12 protein-coding genes are annotated in these 18867 nt (G+C 42.8%); 9 read left to right on the forward strand and 3 right to left on the reverse strand.

Translation table 11 applies throughout. The features are described 5' to 3' along the window. Window positions 1-9: 9 nt before the first annotated feature. The 7 genes from pilQ (at window position 10) to WAZ74_RS01215 (ending at window position 13910) form a co-directional block, all read left to right on the forward strand. A complete protein-coding gene (gene pilQ / locus WAZ74_RS01185) occupies window positions 10-2385 on the forward strand; it encodes a type IV pilus secretin PilQ (protein ID WP_422304937.1) in 2376 nt (791 codons plus the stop codon). Between the two features lie 175 nt (window positions 2386-2560). Continuing rightward, on the forward strand, window positions 2561-3121 hold the full coding sequence (aroK, locus tag WAZ74_RS01190; RefSeq protein ID WP_422304939.1) for a shikimate kinase AroK: 561 nt from the start codon (window positions 2561-2563) through the stop codon (window positions 3119-3121). Between the two features lie 85 nt (window positions 3122-3206). Beyond that, entirely contained in the window at window positions 3207-4355 is a 1149-nt protein-coding gene (gene aroB / locus WAZ74_RS01195; RefSeq protein WP_422304941.1) for a 3-dehydroquinate synthase, read from the forward strand. Between the two features lie 116 nt (window positions 4356-4471). Further along, on the forward strand, window positions 4472-5569 hold the full coding sequence (locus WAZ74_RS01200; protein WP_422304943.1) for a hypothetical protein: 1098 nt from the start codon (window positions 4472-4474) through the stop codon (window positions 5567-5569). A 667-nt stretch (window positions 5570-6236) separates the two neighbouring features. Continuing rightward, window positions 6237-10700, forward strand: a complete 4464-nt coding sequence (gltB, locus tag WAZ74_RS01205) for a glutamate synthase large subunit (protein ID WP_422304945.1) — start codon at window positions 6237-6239, stop codon at window positions 10698-10700. A gap of 184 nt (window positions 10701-10884) precedes the next feature. Beyond that, on the forward strand, window positions 10885-12306 hold the full coding sequence (locus tag WAZ74_RS01210) for an FAD-dependent oxidoreductase (RefSeq protein WP_422304947.1): 1422 nt from the start codon (window positions 10885-10887) through the stop codon (window positions 12304-12306). Window positions 12307-12674: 368 nt separating this feature from the next. After that, window positions 12675-13910, forward strand: a complete 1236-nt coding sequence (locus tag WAZ74_RS01215) for an FUSC family protein (RefSeq protein ID WP_422304949.1) — start codon at window positions 12675-12677, stop codon at window positions 13908-13910. 252 nt (window positions 13911-14162) lie between these two features. Here WAZ74_RS01215 and WAZ74_RS01220 read toward each other — a convergent pair whose 3' ends face one another. Further along, window positions 14163-15284, reverse strand: coding sequence for an ABC transporter substrate-binding protein (locus WAZ74_RS01220; protein WP_422304951.1), 1122 nt, complete (start codon window positions 15282-15284; stop codon window positions 14163-14165). Between the two features lie 290 nt (window positions 15285-15574). Here WAZ74_RS01220 and WAZ74_RS01225 point away from each other — a divergent pair, with 290 nt between their 5' ends. Together WAZ74_RS01225 and WAZ74_RS01230 are read left to right on the forward strand one after the other, a co-directional pair. Then, window positions 15575-16381, forward strand: a complete 807-nt coding sequence (locus WAZ74_RS01225) for a 3-oxoacyl-ACP reductase (protein WP_422304953.1) — start codon at window positions 15575-15577, stop codon at window positions 16379-16381. Between the two features lie 51 nt (window positions 16382-16432). After that, window positions 16433-16696 (forward strand): hypothetical protein, encoded by a 264-nt coding sequence (locus tag WAZ74_RS01230; RefSeq protein ID WP_422304955.1) that lies wholly within the window; start codon window positions 16433-16435, stop codon window positions 16694-16696. A gap of 179 nt (window positions 16697-16875) precedes the next feature. Here the strand turns inward: WAZ74_RS01230 and WAZ74_RS01235 are convergent, their stop codons facing one another. Both WAZ74_RS01235 and WAZ74_RS01240 read right to left on the reverse strand, forming a co-directional pair. Beyond that, complete coding sequence (locus tag WAZ74_RS01235) at window positions 16876-17670, reverse strand: Cof-type HAD-IIB family hydrolase (protein WP_422304957.1); 795 nt, start codon at window positions 17668-17670, stop codon at window positions 16876-16878. Window positions 17671-17921: 251 nt separating this feature from the next. Then, window positions 17922-18845, reverse strand: coding sequence for a GIY-YIG nuclease family protein (locus tag WAZ74_RS01240; RefSeq protein ID WP_422304959.1), 924 nt, complete (start codon window positions 18843-18845; stop codon window positions 17922-17924). Window positions 18846-18867 lie beyond the last annotated feature (22 nt).

Below are 18867 nucleotides of genomic sequence, written 5' to 3' on the forward strand. Positions count from 1 at the left end.
GAATAAATAATGACAGTACGCAATAACAAGGTAATGACGATGAGCAACCGCCTATCTTCTACTTTTGCCATCTCTGCATTGGCAATGAGTATGGTAGCAATAAGTAGCAGCGCCCATGCCGAACAGCGCATCAATAATGTCTCTGTCGTGCAGACTGCCCCAGCTGTAACGCAAATGCGTTTAGGATTTGCAGGCGCGCCAGTATTGCCTGCCGCTTACCAGTTAGATAATCCTAGCCGTTTGGTATTGGATTTTGAACAGGTACAAAACGGGCTTGCCAGTCGCTTTAATGAATATAATATCGGTATGATCAAGGACGTCACTACACTTAACAGTGATAGTACTACCCGTCTTATTGTTGGACTAAAACAAGCTGGCAACTATACCACGGCTATTGATGGCAATGAATTGTTGCTGACTATTACCGATCCTAATCGTCCAGTGATCGCGCCAGTAGTTACTCAAGTAATAACCAACGACCCTGTAAGAGATGTGCTAAATGGTAATACTGCCATCACGACTACAGCGATTGTTACCCCGATCGTAGAAAGTAGTAGTGTAGCAGTGACTCCTATTAAGACGACGGTAACAAAAACCCAAGTACCTGCTGACACTATGGTAGTACGAGTTAATCCCTTGTTAAGTCCACAACTTGCAGCCTCACAAGTGAGCAAGCAGTATAGTTATGACGGACTAAGCGCTGTTAATTTTGCAGCAGGGAATGACGGTGGCGGTAACGTGAGTATTGCACTTGCCAACGAAGCAATTCCAGTGGATGTTCAGCGCCAAGGTAATAAGCTAGTGGTACGCTTAACGGGTAGTACCGTGCCTAGAAATCTATTACGCCGCTTGAACGTTAACAGTGGTTTGGTTGATAGTATCGATACTAAAAATCAAGGTCAAAATGGTGTCATCACCATTAATATGAAAGAAGATTATGAATACCAAGCCTACCAGTCAGGTAATCAGTTAAACATCGGTATCAGGAAACCAGAGCTACTACGTGAGCCAACGCTCGAAGAAAAAGTTTATACGGGTGAAGCGCTATCTATGGAGTTTCAGGATGTCGAAATTCGTAGTGTGTTAGATATTTTGGCACAGTTTACAGAGATGAATATCGTCGCTAGTGATTCGGTTGCTGGTAATATCACCTTGCGCCTTATTAATGTACCTTGGGATCAAGCGCTTGATATTATCCTGAAAAGTAAAAATCTGGGCAAACGCGAAAATGGTAATGTGATTTTGGTTGCGCCCTCTACTGAGCTTGCGCAGCAAGAAGCTCAAGACCTTGCAGCACAGCAAGCCGTTGAATCTTATGCACCACTACGTACTGAATATATTCGTCTAAGCTATGCAAAAGCAGCAGATGTTTTGACGCTTATCTCTCAAGGTAGCGGAGGTTCTTCTTCTGGCGGCAGCAATACGGGTAACGCCAATACTGCTGATAACAATACCTTGTTGTCTAATCGTGGTACGGTAACGGTCGATGAGCGTACCAATACTTTGATTGTTAAAGATGTGGCAGCCAGTATTGAAAATATTCATAAGTTAATTAGCAAAATCGATATTCCTGTCCGTCAAGTTATGATTGAAGCACGTATCGTTAGTGCCAGTGATAGCTTTAGTAAAGAGATAGGGGTTCGTTGGGGTATCTTGTCAAACGGCGCCGCCAATAACCGCAACTTATTGGTTGGCGGCAGTAATCAAACCTTATGGGATTTAAAAGATTTTGATGTTCAGACAACGACAGTTAATGGACAAACGGTTTCTTATCCTAAATATGATATCAGCCGTCCTGATAACTTAAACGTCGACTTGGGTGTTGATAATCCTGCTGGCCGCATTGCTTTTGGTTTACTTGGTATCTCTGATTTTATGCTAGATCTTGAGTTATCAGCCATGCAAGCAGATAATCGTGGTGAAGTTATCTCTACGCCAAAGATTTTGACGGCTGATAAACAAACCGCAAAAGTATCATCTGGTACGCAGATTCCTTATCAAGAAGCATCGGCCAGTGGTGCCACTACTACCAGCTTTAAAGAAGCAGCATTAAGTCTAGAAGCCACGCCGAATATTACCCCAGATGGTAAGATTGGTTTGCAATTGTTAATCACTAATGGCACACCTACCATTATTAACAATCAGGTTGCTATCGCTGAGGATTCTATTTCAACCAACGTAATTGTTGAAGATGGTCAAACGATTGTATTGGGCGGCGTCTTTAAAAACCGTACCAACAATGGTGTCGAAAAAGTACCTTTCTTAGGCGACTTGCCTTATATTGGTCGCGCCTTCCGTAAGGATGTACGTAGCACTTCTAAAGAAGAGTTACTGATATTTATCACACCAAAACTGATCAATGATGGTATTAGTCGCTTAGATTAATAAGTAGTTAGTAATTTCTTAGTCAGAAAAAGCAAGCCTTAGCGCTTGCTTTTTTTATGGCTATGAGGATTACTATTTCTATGATTACAGAGATTTTACTAACAATAATCATCGCTCATTACTAGCCAGAATATCAATGACGTTGTATCATACCTAATTTAGCTGAGTGAGTACTATGGTTGAGGAATTACCGTCGGTATTTTTAGTAGGGCCGATGGGAGCAGGCAAGACCACAATTGGCAGATTACTGGCAAAGCAATTAGGACGACCGTTTGTAGACAGTGATTGGTATGTTGAGTCGCAAACGGGTGCTGATATTGCTTGGATATTCGCTAAAGAAGGCGAAGCGGGCTTTCGTGAACGTGAAACACGAGCAATAGATGAATTGACCCAGCAACCGCAAATTGTCTTAGCGACTGGTGGTGGCGCAGTAATGGCAGCTGAAAATCGTGAGTTTCTAAAGCAGCGCGGTATTGTTATCTATCTTAATGCGCCTGTTGATGTGCAAATGGCCCGTACCGCCAAAGATAAATCGCGACCTCTGCTACAGCAACCGAATCCCAGAAAAATATTACAAGCACTATATAGCGCTCGCGACCCATTATATCGGCAGGTGGCGCATATTATCATGCCGACGGGACATACTTATCCACGACATATGGTCAATCAGTTATTACAGCAGCTTAACTCGTTCTGCGCGTCTACGTCTGTCGATTCAGAACCTGAGAAAGATTGATGTTAAAAAATCGATATCCGGAAACAATGTGCTACATCAAATAAATTTTAGTTAAATTTCACTCATAAGACTTAAGGAAACTTTCATGGCAACGCCACTGTTTCATGCTGACTTGACAGTACATACGCAAAGTCATGACTATCCAATTGTTATTATTGAAGAAACAGCGACCGAGAACGCAGCGATAGATAACAAGACGATGGCAAGTCAAATTACCCCTTATATTGTGGGTCAGCAGGTATTGATTGTTACTAATGAGACGGTTGCGCCCTTGTATTTAAAAGCCTTGAAGGAGCCGTTAGAAGAGCAGTTTACCGTTCGGGTTTGTGTACTGCCAGATGGTGAGCAATATAAAAATCAGACCAGCATTAACCAAATTTATGATGCGCTAATGGCAGCGCACTTCAATCGTGATGTGACGCTTATCGCGCTTGGTGGCGGTGTGGTTGGTGATATGACAGGTTTTGCGGCGGCAAGCTTTATGCGCGGTGTGAATTTTATTCAAATTCCAACCACATTACTGTCGCAAGTAGACTCAAGCGTCGGTGGCAAAACGGGCATTAATCATCCGCAAGGTAAAAATATGATTGGTGCATTTTGGCAGCCGCAAATGGTATTGGCTGATATGAGTACGCTCAAGACTCTACCAGCGCGAGAGTTATCAGCAGGATTGGCTGAAGTCATCAAATACGCCCTCATTATGGATGTGGATTTTTTGACATGGCTTGAGCACAATCTGCCGGCAATGATGGCATTGGACTTAGCGGTACTTGGCGAAGCGGTAAAACGCTGCTGTGAATATAAAGCCCATATCGTCGCCCAAGATGAAAGAGAATCAGGTGTAAGAGCGCTATTAAACTTTGGTCATACGTTTGGTCATGTGATTGAAACACATGAAGGCTATGGCAACTGGCTGCATGGTGAGGCGGTCGCTGCTGGTATGGTGCAAGCCGCTGAGCTATCACAGAGAATTGGCTGGTTAACTTGTGATGAAGTTGCCCGCGTTAAGCGCGTGTTAGCCTTAGCCAATTTACCCATCACGCCACCGCCTATCGAGGTAAAGACGGCTTTAGGCTTGATGGGTCATGATAAAAAAGTGAAACAAGGACAAATCCGGCTTATTTTGCTAAAATCATTAGGTAAGGCGGTCATAACCAGTGATTTTGATACACAATTACTGACTGAGGTGTTGTCAAAACATCACTTGCAAGGTACGGAAGCAAGTATCTTCTAAATGGCTGCTAGCAAATAGCCATTCAAAGTAGGCAGTTTGGTCTTATCTTTATCTGAACGTGTTTTCTATGAGCGCTAAGCACACATTCTAAGTATATCTTTACCAAGGACATCCCCATGGCAGCATCCCGCTCGACGACTCGCACCGCTAGCCAATCCTACCGCCGTCAAGCATTGATTTGGCTGATAGCGACCTTGCTGTTGGGCGTGTTTACTGCTTTAGTATGGATGTTTAGTCAAACACCAGCGATGGGTGCCAAAATTGAAAATGCCCCAATATCAGCGCCACAACCATTGAGCGCTGAGCTTGAACAGCCGTTAAAAATCGAATCATTGCATGAGCTTGATACCGATGTGCAGCCGATTAGTTTTGATGAAACTATTCGTGATCTGCGCAGCTATCCTGATGAGTTTAAAGATAAGCGTTATCTGCTTGCTAACAAAGGCAAGTGGACCGTACAGGTGATGAATGTCGCTGAAAATGATGTGATTGTCAGTTACTTAGAAGGTCGTGAAGATCGTAGTAAGTTTGCCTATTTTCGCTATCTTGATGAAAACGAGCAAGTACGTTATATGCTGACTTATGGGCTAATGAGCAGTCCACAAGAAGCAGTGGGGGCTGCCAAGCTGATAGACTTTAAGCTCCCTGCTAATGTACGGGTATTGCCTGAGGATATTAATCGCTACGTCAGTATTATCGATAATTATGAACGCCCTGACCCTGTCAAAGACTTAAGCGCTAAACGCACGCGTTCAGTGAATTTGCGACCGACCAAACGAGAAGTACCGGTTCGTCAGCAAACCAATAACGATACTGACCAAACAGCAAGCAATACTGCCAATCGCAATGCTCAAGAAGCTGCTAATCAAACCAATGCTGAGAGCATTCGCCAGTCAGTCGATACCTCTGAGACCTTATCGGTCAATGAAGAGCGTATTGTCGGTACAGATGAGCAAGCACCTGCTATCTCAACGCCTAAAAATGTAGATAATACCCGTAAGCCTGAGCAAGACAGCAAAAAGCCAGCAGCGTCAGGCACGGATAATAACGTAGCGAAAAAACCACCCGTGGTTGCCACGCCTAAGCCGCCTAGTGCTAACACTAATAATGCGAACTCGGCTAATAAAAACACCAATAGCAGCTCTGCTAATACAGGGACAGCAAAAAATAACAACGACAGTATAAAAGAGCTTATCGAAGAAAAAAATAATTGATGTTAACTGTAAATGTGCTTCAAAAAAGCCTACTAAATAATTAGTAGGCTTTTTTGTGTTATCGGTTTGCTTACCTCATCTTTATGTTACAAATAATGGTTAACACGCTAAGCTTTTACTAAATCTGATGGACGAGTTGACAGAAAAGACTAGATTTTTTGTTAATCATTAACTAAGATAAGTATGGGCGATGTTCTGTATAGTTATCGTAAATAGTGCAATTCCTCTTATTGTCATCCTTATTAGGATGGTTAAGGCGATTAAATACAGGATATCTAATATTCAGATTTAATGGAAAACTAGCGTGATGTCAGCTATTTTATTGGTTAGTCATTAGGTGTTATAGCGTTCACATTGAACGCTATAACAGAGCCAATACTGGTAGATGATAGCGCCTAAATACTGAATAACTTGGTTTTTTGATGACTATTCTATCTTATTAACAATGTTGTTTTAGTGGCTGGTGTTAAGTCAATAGCTCTGATTGCTCTAGGATAAAGGGAGTCGTGATAAGTATTTTTATCAGGCTCAAACGCTTGCACTATTTTCTCTGCCTGCGCTTTATTAATCCGGATATGTGAATATATTTTAACCCGTTCTGCTTGCGGAGAATAATCTGTGCATCACGTTGGTTGCATAGACTACCGCTCATTTAAAAGGACAAGCTATGTCAATGATTTCTTCCCACACGCATTTGGCCACGCCAGATGATTTTTCTGACAATTGCGGCTTTGGTTTGATTGCTCATATTGAGGGACAAGCCAGCCATGATTTAGTAAAAACGGCCATTCATAGTTTAAGTTGTATGACTCACCGCGGCGGCGTAGCGGCTGATGGTAAAACTGGTGATGGTTGTGGTTTATTATTAGCGACACCCGTTGCTTTCTTTAAAGACATTGCAGCAGAGCTACAGTTTGAGATAACGGATAACTTTGCGGTCGGTATGGTATTCATTAATGATGATACAACCCAAGCACAGCATAGTCAGCAGGTCTTAAGCGATGAGATTACTGCGCAAGGTTTGGAGGTTTCTGGTTGGCGCGATGTGCCGCTTGATTTGAGCATTGTTGGTGAGATTGGTCGTCAGACGCTACCAGATTTTAAGCAAGTATTTGTCAATGCCCCTGATGGCTTAGCTGCCGATGATTTTAACCGTAAGTTGTTTGTTGCCCGCAAAAAAGCGGAGCAGCGCTTAGACAATGATGAGCTATTTTATGTCTGTTCGCTAAACTGCCAAACTATTATTTATAAAGGTTTGGTGATGCCATCAGATTTGCCAGCTTTCTTTTTAGACTTACAAGATGCGCGCTTAGCCTCACATATTGTGGTTTTTCATCAGCGCTTCTCGACCAACACGCTACCACGCTGGCCGTTGGCGCAGCCGTTTCGCTACTTAGCTCACAATGGTGAGCTCAATACGATTACCGGTAATCGTAGCTGGTCTGAGGCACGCACACCAAAATTAAAGTCAGATAAATTGCCCAATTTGAACGAGCTAGGACCATTGGTTAATAGCAGTGGTTCTGACTCATCAAGCTTAGACAATATGTTAGAAGTGCTAATGTCGGGTGGTATGAGTTTGTTCCATTCTATGTCTATCCTTGTGCCACCAGCGTGGCAAAATGTCGATAGTATGGATATGGACTTGCGCGCATTTTATGAGTTTTACTCACAGCATATGGAAGCATGGGACGGTCCAGCAGGGTTAGTCATTCAAGATGGTCGTTATGCTGTCTGTATGCTCGATCGAAATGGTTTGCGTCCATCACGTTGGGTGACCACGAAGAATGGATATATTACGGTCGCTTCAGAAGTCGGCGTTTGGGATTATGCGCCAAAAGACGTGCTTGCTAAAGGTCGCGTTGGCCCCGGTCAGATGCTGGTTATTGACACCCTAACCGGTCAAATCATGGATACTAAGGCCATTGCGACCTTGCTTAAAAAGGCGCATCCGTATCGTAAATGGCTACGTGACGAAGCAACTCGCATCCGCGATGATGAGCGCTTAGAAGAAGAATTGGCGGCGCAGGCATGTCGCGGTGAGCCGCTAAAAGCACTACAAAAGATGTATCACATTACTAATGAAGAGCGGACAGAAATCATCCGTCCTAACGCTGAAAATGCGCAAGAGCCAGTTGGTTCTATGGGTGATGATACGCCAATGGCAGTGCTATCACAGCAAATTCGTCATGTTGGTGACTTCTTCCGTCAGCAGTTTGCGCAGGTGACCAATCCACCGATAGATCCGCTGCGTGAGGCTATCGTTATGTCGCTACAGACTTGCCTTGGTGCTGAAACCAACGTCTTTGCACCATCAGCCAAAGATGCCCATCGTATTATTTTATCGTCGCCAGTATTGTCAGCCAGCAAGATGCAGCAGCTTGAAACCTTGGCTGATCCCGCCTTTAAGTTGGTACGCATTGATCTAAATTATGACCGTACTCAAGAGCTATCAGAGGCTATCCTTGCTATTTGTGAGCAAGTGGCAAGTGAAGTTCGTGCCGGTCATACGCTGATTGTGCTCTCTGATAAAGGCATTGAAGCCGATAAAGTACCAGCCAATGCCATTATGGTGACGGGTGCGGTACATCATTATCTGATTGCTCAAGGCATTCGTACTGACGCCAATTTAATCATTGAGACGGGTCTGGCGCGCGATTCGCATCAAGTGGCAGTACTGATAGGATTTGGCGCGACCTGTGTTTATCCTTATTTGGCTTATGACGTTATCGATGATTTGGTCGCCACTGGTGAACTGCTTGGTGATCCGATTCAAGCGCGGGTAAATTTCCGTAAAGGCTTGGACAAAGGCTTGCTAAAGATTTTATCGAAAATGGGCATCTCAACCATAGTCTCTTACCGAGGTGCACAGCTATTTGAAGCCGTTGGTCTGTCTGAAGAAGTCGTGAACTTATGCTTTAAAGGCGTGCAAAGCCGGATTAAAGGCGCTACTTTTGCCGATCTTGCTGCCGACCAAGCGCAATTAGCGGCTAATGCTTTTAAACGTCGTGCACCGCTTGACCAAGGTGGCTTATTAAAGTTTGTCTTTAATAAAGAATATCATGCCTTTAACCCTGATGTAATCAATAGCCTGCATATGGCGGTACGTACCGGTAATTATGATAATTACCGCCAGTATGCAGAACTCGTTAATAGCCGTCCGGTCGCCACTTTGCGCGACTTACTACAGCTTAAAACCGACAATCCTCTTGAAGTCGATGAGGTTGAAGATATCTCAGCCATTTTGTCGCGTTTTGACTCTGCTGGTATGTCGCTAGGCGCACTATCGCCAGAAGCGCATGAAGCCATTGCTATTGCTATGAATACCATTGGCGGTCGCTCAAACTCAGGTGAGGGCGGTGAAGACCCTGTAAGATACGGCACGCTACGTAACTCAAAAATCAAGCAAATCGCCTCTGGTCGTTTTGGGGTCACACCTGCCTATTTGCGCTCAGCAGAAGTCTTGCAAATTAAAGTTGCTCAAGGTGCAAAACCTGGTGAAGGTGGTCAGCTGCCGGGTGGTAAAGTCAATGCCTTGATTGCCCGCTTGCGTTATTCAGTGCCGGGGGTGACCTTAATTTCACCACCACCGCATCATGATATTTACTCGATTGAAGATTTGGCACAGCTAATTTTTGATTTAAAACAAGTCAATCCTGATGCCTTAGTATCCGTTAAATTAGTATCCCGTCCGGGCGTAGGTACGATCGCAACGGGTGTGGCAAAAGCCTATGCCGATTTGATTACCATCTCAGGCTACGATGGTGGTACGGCGGCGTCGCCACTGTCATCTATCCATCATGCGGGCTCGCCTTGGGAGCTGGGTCTTGCTGAAACCCATCAATCACTACGAGTAAATGGCTTGCGTCATAAGGTTCGTATTCAAACCGATGGCGGTTTAAAGACAGGACTTGATGTGGTGAAAGCAGCCATTCTTGGTGCTGAAAGCTTCGGTTTTGGCACCACGCCGATGATTGCGGTTGGTTGTAAGTACTTACGTATCTGTCATTTAAACAACTGTCCGACTGGGGTTGCTACCCAAAAAGCCGAGCTACGCGATAAGCACTTTATTGGCGAGGCAGAAATGCTGATTAACTTCTTTAAGTTTGTCGCGACTGAGACTCGGGAATGGCTTGCAAAGCTTGGCGTGCGCACCATGGAAGAGTTGGTTGGACGTACGGATTTACTGGATATATTAGAAGGCACGACAGATAAACAGCGCCATCTTGATTTAACACCGCTACTGTATAGCCATCCAGCAAGTGTTGGCGCCGCGCAAACCTGTCAAGTGGCACGTAATGAGCCGTTTGATAAAGGCTTACTTGCTGAGCAGATGATTAAGGATATGCTGCTTAATATTCGCCAAGGTAACGGCGGCGACTATAGCTATCATGTCGGTAACTGCGATCGCTCTATTGGTGCGCGTATCTCAGGTGAAATTGCCCAAGTATGGGGCAACCTTGGCATGAACGATATGCCCATTAAGCTGCATCTAACCGGTACCGCAGGGCAAAGCTTAGGCGTGTGGAATGCTGGCGGCTTGCATATTGAGCTTGAAGGCGATGCCAATGACTATGTCGGTAAGGGTATGGCAGGTGGTGAAATTATTATTTATCCGCCAAAAGATTCAAACTTTACCGCACAGCATACGGCCATTATTGGTAACACTTGTTTATATGGCGCAACGGGCGGCAAACTATACGCTGCTGGCACTGCAGGCGAGCGCTTCGGCGTCCGTAACTCTGGTGCCCATGCCGTCATTGAAGGCACCGGTGATCACTGCTGTGAATATATGACTGGCGGTATTATCACCGTCCTTGGACGTACTGGTCTTAACTTCGGAGCAGGTATGACTGGCGGTTTCGCGTATGTGCTTGATATGGAAGGTGACTTTTTCGATCGCTGTAACCATGAATTGATTGACCTTAACCGTATCTCTAGTGAGCAGACCGAAGGGCACCGTATTTATTTGCAGCAAGTGCTTGAAAATCATGTGAATAAAACGGGCAGTGCATGGGGTCAAACGCTATTGGCTGACTTTGAGCATTATGTGCGTAAGTTTTACTTGGTTAAGCCTAAAGCGGCGAATATTGCGACCTTGCTTAAGAGCACAATGGCAGACCCACAATAGCATTCGTGATGATTGGTCAAACATTTTAAAACCAAAAATTTGCCGTTCATATGTGTTAAGCAGGCAAGTGACAGTAGTAAAGGTTGCCTATAGTTTTTTAATTGATTGATTACGGTTAATAATTACTATTGATAACTGCGGCCTTTACTAACAGTTACCGCCCACTATAGAAGAGATTTTTACCATGGCAAAACGCTTAGAAAATAGTTTTCAGTTTTTAGATGTGCCTCGGCTTGAGCCGAGCAAAAAAGACATTGCGACGCGCTCAACAGAGTTTGTCGAGATTTACAAACCCGTTGAAAGTGAAGCCGTTGCGCAGCAGTCACATCGCTGCCTTGAATGTGGCAACCCATACTGCGAATGGAAGTGTCCGGTACATAACTACATTCCTAACTGGCTGAAGCTGGCAACAGAAGGACAGATATTTCAAGCAGCAGAATTGTGTCATCAAACCAATACTTTGCCTGAAGTCTGCGGACGTGTTTGTCCGCAAGACCGCTTGTGTGAAGGCGCCTGTACGCTTAATGATGGCTTTGGTGCTGTGACTATTGGCAATGTAGAAAAATACATCAACGACACCGCCTTTGCCCTTGGTTGGCGTCCTGATATGTCAGAAGTGATTTGGACAGATAAAAAAGTCGCTATTATTGGCGCAGGACCAGCAGGACTGGGCTGCGCAGATATTTTAGTTAGAAATGGCGTCAAACCGGTTATCTTTGATAAGCGCCCAGAAATTGGTGGCTTATTAACCTTTGGTATTCCAGAGTTTAAAATGGAAAAAGATGTCATGCGCAATCGCCGTATCATCTTTGAAGGCATGGGCATGGAGTTTCGCCTTGAGACAGAAATCGGTACGGATGTCAGTATTGATGAGCTGTTAGACGAATATGATGCCATATTTATGGGTATGGGCACTTATACTTATATGCGCGGTGGTTTCGCTGGCGAGGAGCTAGAAGGCGTATATGATGCGCTAGATTTTTTGATTGCCAACGTTAATCGCTGTAACGACTGGGAAAAAGATCCAGAAGAGTACATCGACCTAAAAGGTAAAAAAGTGGTGGTGCTTGGTGGCGGTGATACTGCGATGGATTGTAATCGTACCAGTATTCGCCAAGGTGCTGAGCAAGTAATTTGTGCCTATCGCCGTGATGAAGAAAACATGCCCGGCTCACGCCGAGAAGTAGTCAATGCACGCGAGGAGGGGGTTGAGTTCTTATTTAACCGCCAACCGACCGAAATTATTGGCTTAAATGGTAAGGTTAATGCGGTAAAAGTGGTCACTACACACTTAGGTGAGCCAGATGAACGCGGTCGTCAGCATCCTGAGCCAATCGCTAACTCTGAAGAGATTATTCCTTGTGATGCGGTGATTCTAGCTTTTGGTTTCAGACCAAGTCCTGCTGACTGGTTTGAATCACAACAAGTGGCCATGGACAGCTCTGGTCGTGTATTAGCAGCAGAGAAGCAGACCTTTAAGTTCCAAACCAATAACCCTAAAATCTTCGCCGGTGGCGATATGGTACGTGGCTCTGATTTAGTAGTGACTGCCATTTGGGAAGGTCGAGAGGCTGCTGAAGGGATTTTAGATTTTCTAGAAGTCTGATGTTCTTAAACGATCATTCGCTAAACGCTAGCGAATAAGCACGTTTTTTGTATTATGTGCTAGCATGTTTGACCTTTAACGTCTTTTATCCTTTAATAGGTAAAAGGCGTTATTTTTTTGGTAGTTATGGTCAATCCTAAATAAAAGAAGTGCAAATATTATAACGTGCTGCTGGAATAAATTTTTCTTGCTTGCTGTGCCTCCGCAGACAGAGGCTACAAAAAATTCATACCAGCATCACTGTATCCTTTTAAAATTTAATCAACTATAGTTTAATAATAGACTATCTACCAATATTAATATTAATTCTTGAATGACGCTGTGCTCCAAATCTCACTTTAAACTTACTTAAAAAAGAGCCCTATTGCGTGAAACTAACCTTTTGGCAACGATTTACCGCGCCGCTTACCGAACCTTATGCACGTTATCAGCACGCTGATGTCTTACATGCCATGCGTTTGGGTGTGGCGGTATTGACGGCGCTGCTGCTAAATAAAGTCACGCATCTGCCGCATGGAGAGTGGACAACCATTACGGTCTTTGTCATTTTGGGTTTACTGCAATACCAAGGGGCTATCTATACTAAGGCCAAAGAGCGGATATTAGGTACGGTGCTTGGTGTGGTCGTTGGGCTAGGATTTTTATGGCTGAGCCAAGATATCGGCACGTGGCTATGGTTATACTATGTAATTATCGGGGTGATGAGTGGCATCATCGGTTATATCGCCGTCAAGCAGCTAGGCTATATTGGTTTGCTGACGGGTATCACGATGCTGATGATAGTCTCAAGCCCTGACCAAAGTAATATTGCTCAGGATGGTCTTTACCGCGCCTTTAATATTTTGCTCGGCGCTGGTGTGGCAGTGGCAGCGACCTTAATTTTGCCGCTGAAGTCGACCTTAATGTGGCGATTTTTAATGGCAAGTAACCTTGATGCGTGTAGCGACCTCTATGCAGGCGTCGGTCACCATATTGATGCTGAAACCTTGACCGCTAAGCCCTTTAAATATACCGAAATTAACAGTGGATCGAGTGTCATTTATTCTGCCAGTCATTCTGTTCCTGATATACCAGTTACTAAGGCATTATTGAAGTCGCTACAAGAAATTAATAAACGCCTACTCGCAGTACGTCCGCATATTGCCGCTACCGCAAGTGAGACAGGTCTTGATAAAGATACCATCGAGACTATTCAGCGTGTCCATCGTAATATTATCGGTACGATTGATTTATTATTAACGGCTGCACCGCGCTTGGCTAATATCGAGATTGACGATGACAATCATATTTTGCTCATTCATTATCAACATGAGTTAACCCAAGCAATGCAGCATATGGCGGCAGTGTTACGTAGTCCTAGCGATGAAGTTTTTCGTCCTATTACCCGTATTGCGGTGTCAGATTATCCAAGCGTGCAACATTTGGCTTTTGAGTGGCAAGGGTATTTTTGGTTAACTAAAACCTTACAAGCGCAATTGCAGCAGCTTAGTGATTTGTTACAAGCCACTAAGCCGCGCTGGTTTTCCGCCTCGGGTGTTCGTTATCAGCGCCGCGAACAGCGCCGAATGGAAGAGCATGGTGGCGAGACAGATTTGCATTTATAGCTATCAAAAATTTATTTTATAAAAAAAGATATAGTCAGTAAAAAGTAATATCGTTACTGACTACTGGTATCAATTTTTCTTGCTTGCTGTGCCTACGCAGACAGAGGCTGCAAAAAATTGATACCAGCAGTACCTTAGCGTCTTTAAGGTGTTTTAACTTTATAAAAAAACGCTGACCGTTATCGATCAGCGTTTTTTTTAAATCAGTTTTTAGTAAAAATATTCAATCGAACTGCTTTTCAACAAGTGCGATTAACGGCCAGTTTTTAATTTATCCCAATACTGCTGATACACTTGTAAGGCATCATCGCCGACATCTTCTTGGAACTCCGCTTTTGCCAAAACATCTTTACTAGGATAAATAGTTGGGTTGTTTCTAACCTCTTCAGGCATTAATTCCCGTGCTGCGATGTTAGGCGAGGCATAACCAATCTCTTCACTAACGATTTTAGAATTCTCTGGACGCAGCAGATAATCAATAAATTTATGTGCGGCGTCTACTTGTTTGGCGTTTTTTGGAATGACAAAGTTGTCCATCCATAATATTGCGCCCTCAGTTGGGTATTTATAAACCAAGCTGGTTAGACCTTCGTTGTTGGCGATGATTGCTTCGCCATTCCACGTCATACCAACCGTCGTCTCACCTTCCATATAAGGCATGCGCGAGGCATCTGAGTTAAAAGTTTTAACATTCGGCATCAAAGTTGTGAGCTTTTCATAAGCCGCTTTAATCTCATCAGGATTTTTACTATTACCTGAATAGCCAAGCGTTAGTAACGACATGCCAAATACTTCGCGCATATCGTTCATCAGCATCACTTGACCTTTATACTCAGGACGCCAGAGGTCATTCCAGCTATTGACAGTCGCAGGGTCGATCGCTTCGCCATTAATGGCAAGTCCAGTGCTGCCCCACATATAGGGAATCGAGTATTTATTCTCGGGGTCGACTTTGGTATTGGTAAAGGAGGTATCCAGATTTTTAAAGTTGCTTAATTTAGATTTATCCAACTCTTGTAGCAAGCCTTCTTTTGCCATTTTTTCGACATAATAAGTCGATGGAATCGCTAAGTCATATTGGCTAGAGTCATCAAGCAACTTCAATTTGGCGTACATCGCTTCATTAGAATCAAAAGTGGTGTAATTAACCCTAATGCCGGTCTCTTTAGTAAAACCATCGAGAATTTCTTGCGGCATATATTCTGACCAATTATAGAGATTGAGCGTCACGTTGCTAGTCGTTGTACCTTCAGTAGCAGCGTTATCAGATTTGCTACAGCTAGCAAGTGAAAGCCCAATAGCAACGCACAACAGTGCTTTAGGTAGCATTCGGGTAAGGTTGCTAGTTGAAAGACGTGATGATAAATGGGACAAGATGGCTCTCCTAAACTAAGGCAAAAGATAAAAAACGGGTATATGACACCGTTATAATATATTCATTATACGTTTATGGTTATCCTAAGTCGAAATTTAAAGGGCAAGGGTTTGAATCTACTGACTTTAAGGCTGATGACTGTCGAGAGTGGCTCATATAATCACCATAGTTAACCATGCTATGATTGGCGCTGTTTGGTTTTTAGTATCATAAAAATAAGCCATCAAAATAAAGCTACTAAAATAAGCCTTGTTTTCTATAACTATTAAATAATAAAGGATAAAATATAATGAATGAAATTCAAGTAGCTATACCAGCATTACCAGCATTATTGACCAATAAAGTTGCCATTGTCACAGGTGCCAGTCGTGGCCTTGGCGCTCAAATTGCTCAGCAAATGGCAGCAGCAGGGGCAAGCGTTTGTGTGAATTATCTTAATAGTAAAGCCGCTGCTGAAACAGTCGTTGCTGATATTAGAGCAGCAGGTGGGCAGGCTTTTGCCTATCAAGGCGACGTGACTGATTTGGTGCAAATGCAAGCGATGGTAGCTGAAGTTATCAAGCGTTTTGGGCGTATTGATATATTGGTGAATAATGCCTTACCGAGCTATCAGTTTAATCCAAGCGCTGATTACACCAGTATTGAAACCGTTAAATGGGCGCATTTTTCTCAGCAAATAGACGGTATTGTTCAAGGCGCGGTCAACACAGTGCAAGCAGTATTGCCACAAATGAAATCCCAGCAGATGGGCAAGATTATTAATATCTCAACCAACCTTGTTTATAATCCAGTCGTCACTTATTACGACTATACCACCGCAAAATCTGCGCTCATTGGCCTAACACGCAATCTGGCTGCTGAGCTCGGACAATATGGTATCCGCGTCAATTTACTGGCAGGTGGACTATTAAAAACGACTGATGCGAGTAGATTAACGACTGAAGAAGTGTTTGATTATATTGCCACCACGACGCCACTGCGCCAAGCGACCTCAGTTGCCGACTTTGCTAATTCAGTATTGCTGATGGCGTCTGATTTGAGCGCTGCTATCACTGGTCAATCTATTGCGGTTGATGGTGGTTTGACCATGCCATAATGGTTTAATTATTGACTCACTAAATTGATTTGAGTGTACGAAAGAGACAAGATGACTAACCATAAAATCGCCGGCATTGTCACTGCTGTGATAGGTCTATGTGCCATCATTGCTTTTTTCAATGCGGGCATGGATACGCCAATTCTAAGCTGGCCGTTAGAAGCGTATCTTGGCGTGACATTTACTATTGGCTGGTTGACTAGCATGCCGACATTATTGGCTTATCTAATCGCTGCCTTGATATTTATTTTGATTGCTGTCGCACTTTATAAGCTTGGTAGTTGGGTTTATGGGTTGGTAGCGGGTCGGGGTTAAGTAGCAATTATTCACTGAGTTTAAATTAATCATATTGATAATATTACTGATGACTTAAAGGCGTTTTCTCTATTGAGATAGTTAAATGAAAGTCTAAATAAATAGCTGCTAAGTTTTAAATAATAAAAAGCCCTTACTAGATACTAGCAAGGGCTTTTTTACGGTTTTTGAACTGAATGTTAGACTACAAGTAAATGCTTAACTACCGCTTGTATCCCATGCTCTTCAATCGTACCAGTCACAAAATCTGCCCGCTCTATCAGCTCGGGCTTTGCATCGCCCATTGCCACCGCATAGCCTACCAAATCAAACATCTCTAAATCATTCAAGCCATCACCAAACGCCATGCAATCGCTCGCATCGATGGCGTAATGCTGGCATAAATCGATGATACCTCGTGCTTTGGATGCCTCGATTGGTAATATATCTGCGCCAATATGATGCCAATGTACCAGTTTTAAATCATCCTGAGCAAAGTCAACCTCTTGCATTTTATCTTCTTGATTGTTAAAGAATACCGAGCATTGATAAACCGTATTTGCTTTATGATAATCTGGGTCAAGGATAGAGTTTGGCGTTATCGAATTATAGTCACGCAGCCGCTCGTTCTCATGTGACCATGCAATATGCGTTGCTGAGTCAAATTTATGAATAAGTTCACTTTTTTGGCACAACAGCACAATCTTGTTAGTCTGCGTATCTGATAGTGGGTAATGACTGATAATGCCCTCTTTATTAAAGCTATATTGCCCATTCATACAGATAATAGCATCCAATACATCAGCCTCAAGTAACGCTAAAATATCAGCAGGTAATATGGCTTTGGAACGTCCGGTTGAAATCACCAGTTTAATATCAGTTTGTGCGAGCGCTTCAAGCGTTGCTTGATTGTGCGCGGCAATAATACCGTTACGGCTTAAGGTGTCGTCGATATCAAAAAATATGATTTTGGGAGTAAGTGTTTTATTATTCATAGTGGCTTTGGTAGTCCTATGTACGGTAAATATAATGATTTTATTAAGTTGAAGAATCTTAACTATAAAAGTATAGCGTGGGTGTAATGAAATGAAACCAACGGGCTAAGTTAAAATTATAGGTTAAAAAATGGGCTCTATTCATCTGATTAGGTCGGAACGAGTATGGATAGGATTAAAATTGGCTATGATTAATTTCCTTGTATAATAGATGTTTTTTTTATAATGATTTGCTGGGCTAAAAGCCCAGCCTAGGCTTGCTTAAGATAAATCATAAATTCTACTAAAGCAGACTTCTCATCTCCTGAATAACTTTGATTAAACTTTTTCTCGTTGTAAATAGCACTTAAAATAATAGTTTTACCGTCTGCTTTAACACTTACTTTCGTTTTTTCTATGTATATTACTCGTTTTATCTTTAACTTCGCCATTATTGGCTTTAGAACGTCTATATCTTGAGATAGATTCTCTAGATAGTACCAAGAGTGTTTGTGATGAACTTTTTTAATTTCATCTTCATTATTCGTTGTAAATGAATATAAAACAAAAAAGACTATGGCAAAAAGGGCGTAATATACGAATGACTCTATATTGAACCATACTGCTAAAATAGCACCTACAGCAAGAGTACCGTATTTATAAATTTCTAACTGTTTGCTGTTATTCTTAACAACCTCTATTTCAGCAAGACTAGCTTCCCTGCTCATTCTATCTATAGTCCTCCTAATACGAGATATATAATTAGAGTCAAGCCTTTCAGTAACGAGGGCTTTTTCAACTTCTGCCACAACTTCTTTAGCTAAGCGGTCTCTATTTTGAACTTCTAACTTCTCTTTATATAATTTTTCTATGTAATCTTTAAGTTTGTGTTGTTTTTTTAACAACAAGTTATCCATTTTTTTTATAACGTATTCAACCTCCTTACCTCGAAAGTCAAACATTTCACCTCTTTTATCAAGTCTATAGCTTTTGAACTCTGCAAATATATATTGCTCTGTTTGATAAGCCTCATTAACAGGCCAATCACGAGCTACTTCCCATTTTCCAGCAACACCTGTAGCTCGACTTATTTCTCTTGCTCTTTCGATAGGACTCCTTTTTGTATAACCAATTTTATATATATTTGGTACAAACTTATTAGTTAGTATGTAGATATAGCCATCATCGTTAGCCACTTATGACCACCTATGTAATTAT

This window comes from Psychrobacter sp., assembly GCF_049295055.1.
Classification (GTDB): Bacteria; Pseudomonadota; Gammaproteobacteria; order Pseudomonadales; family Moraxellaceae; genus Psychrobacter.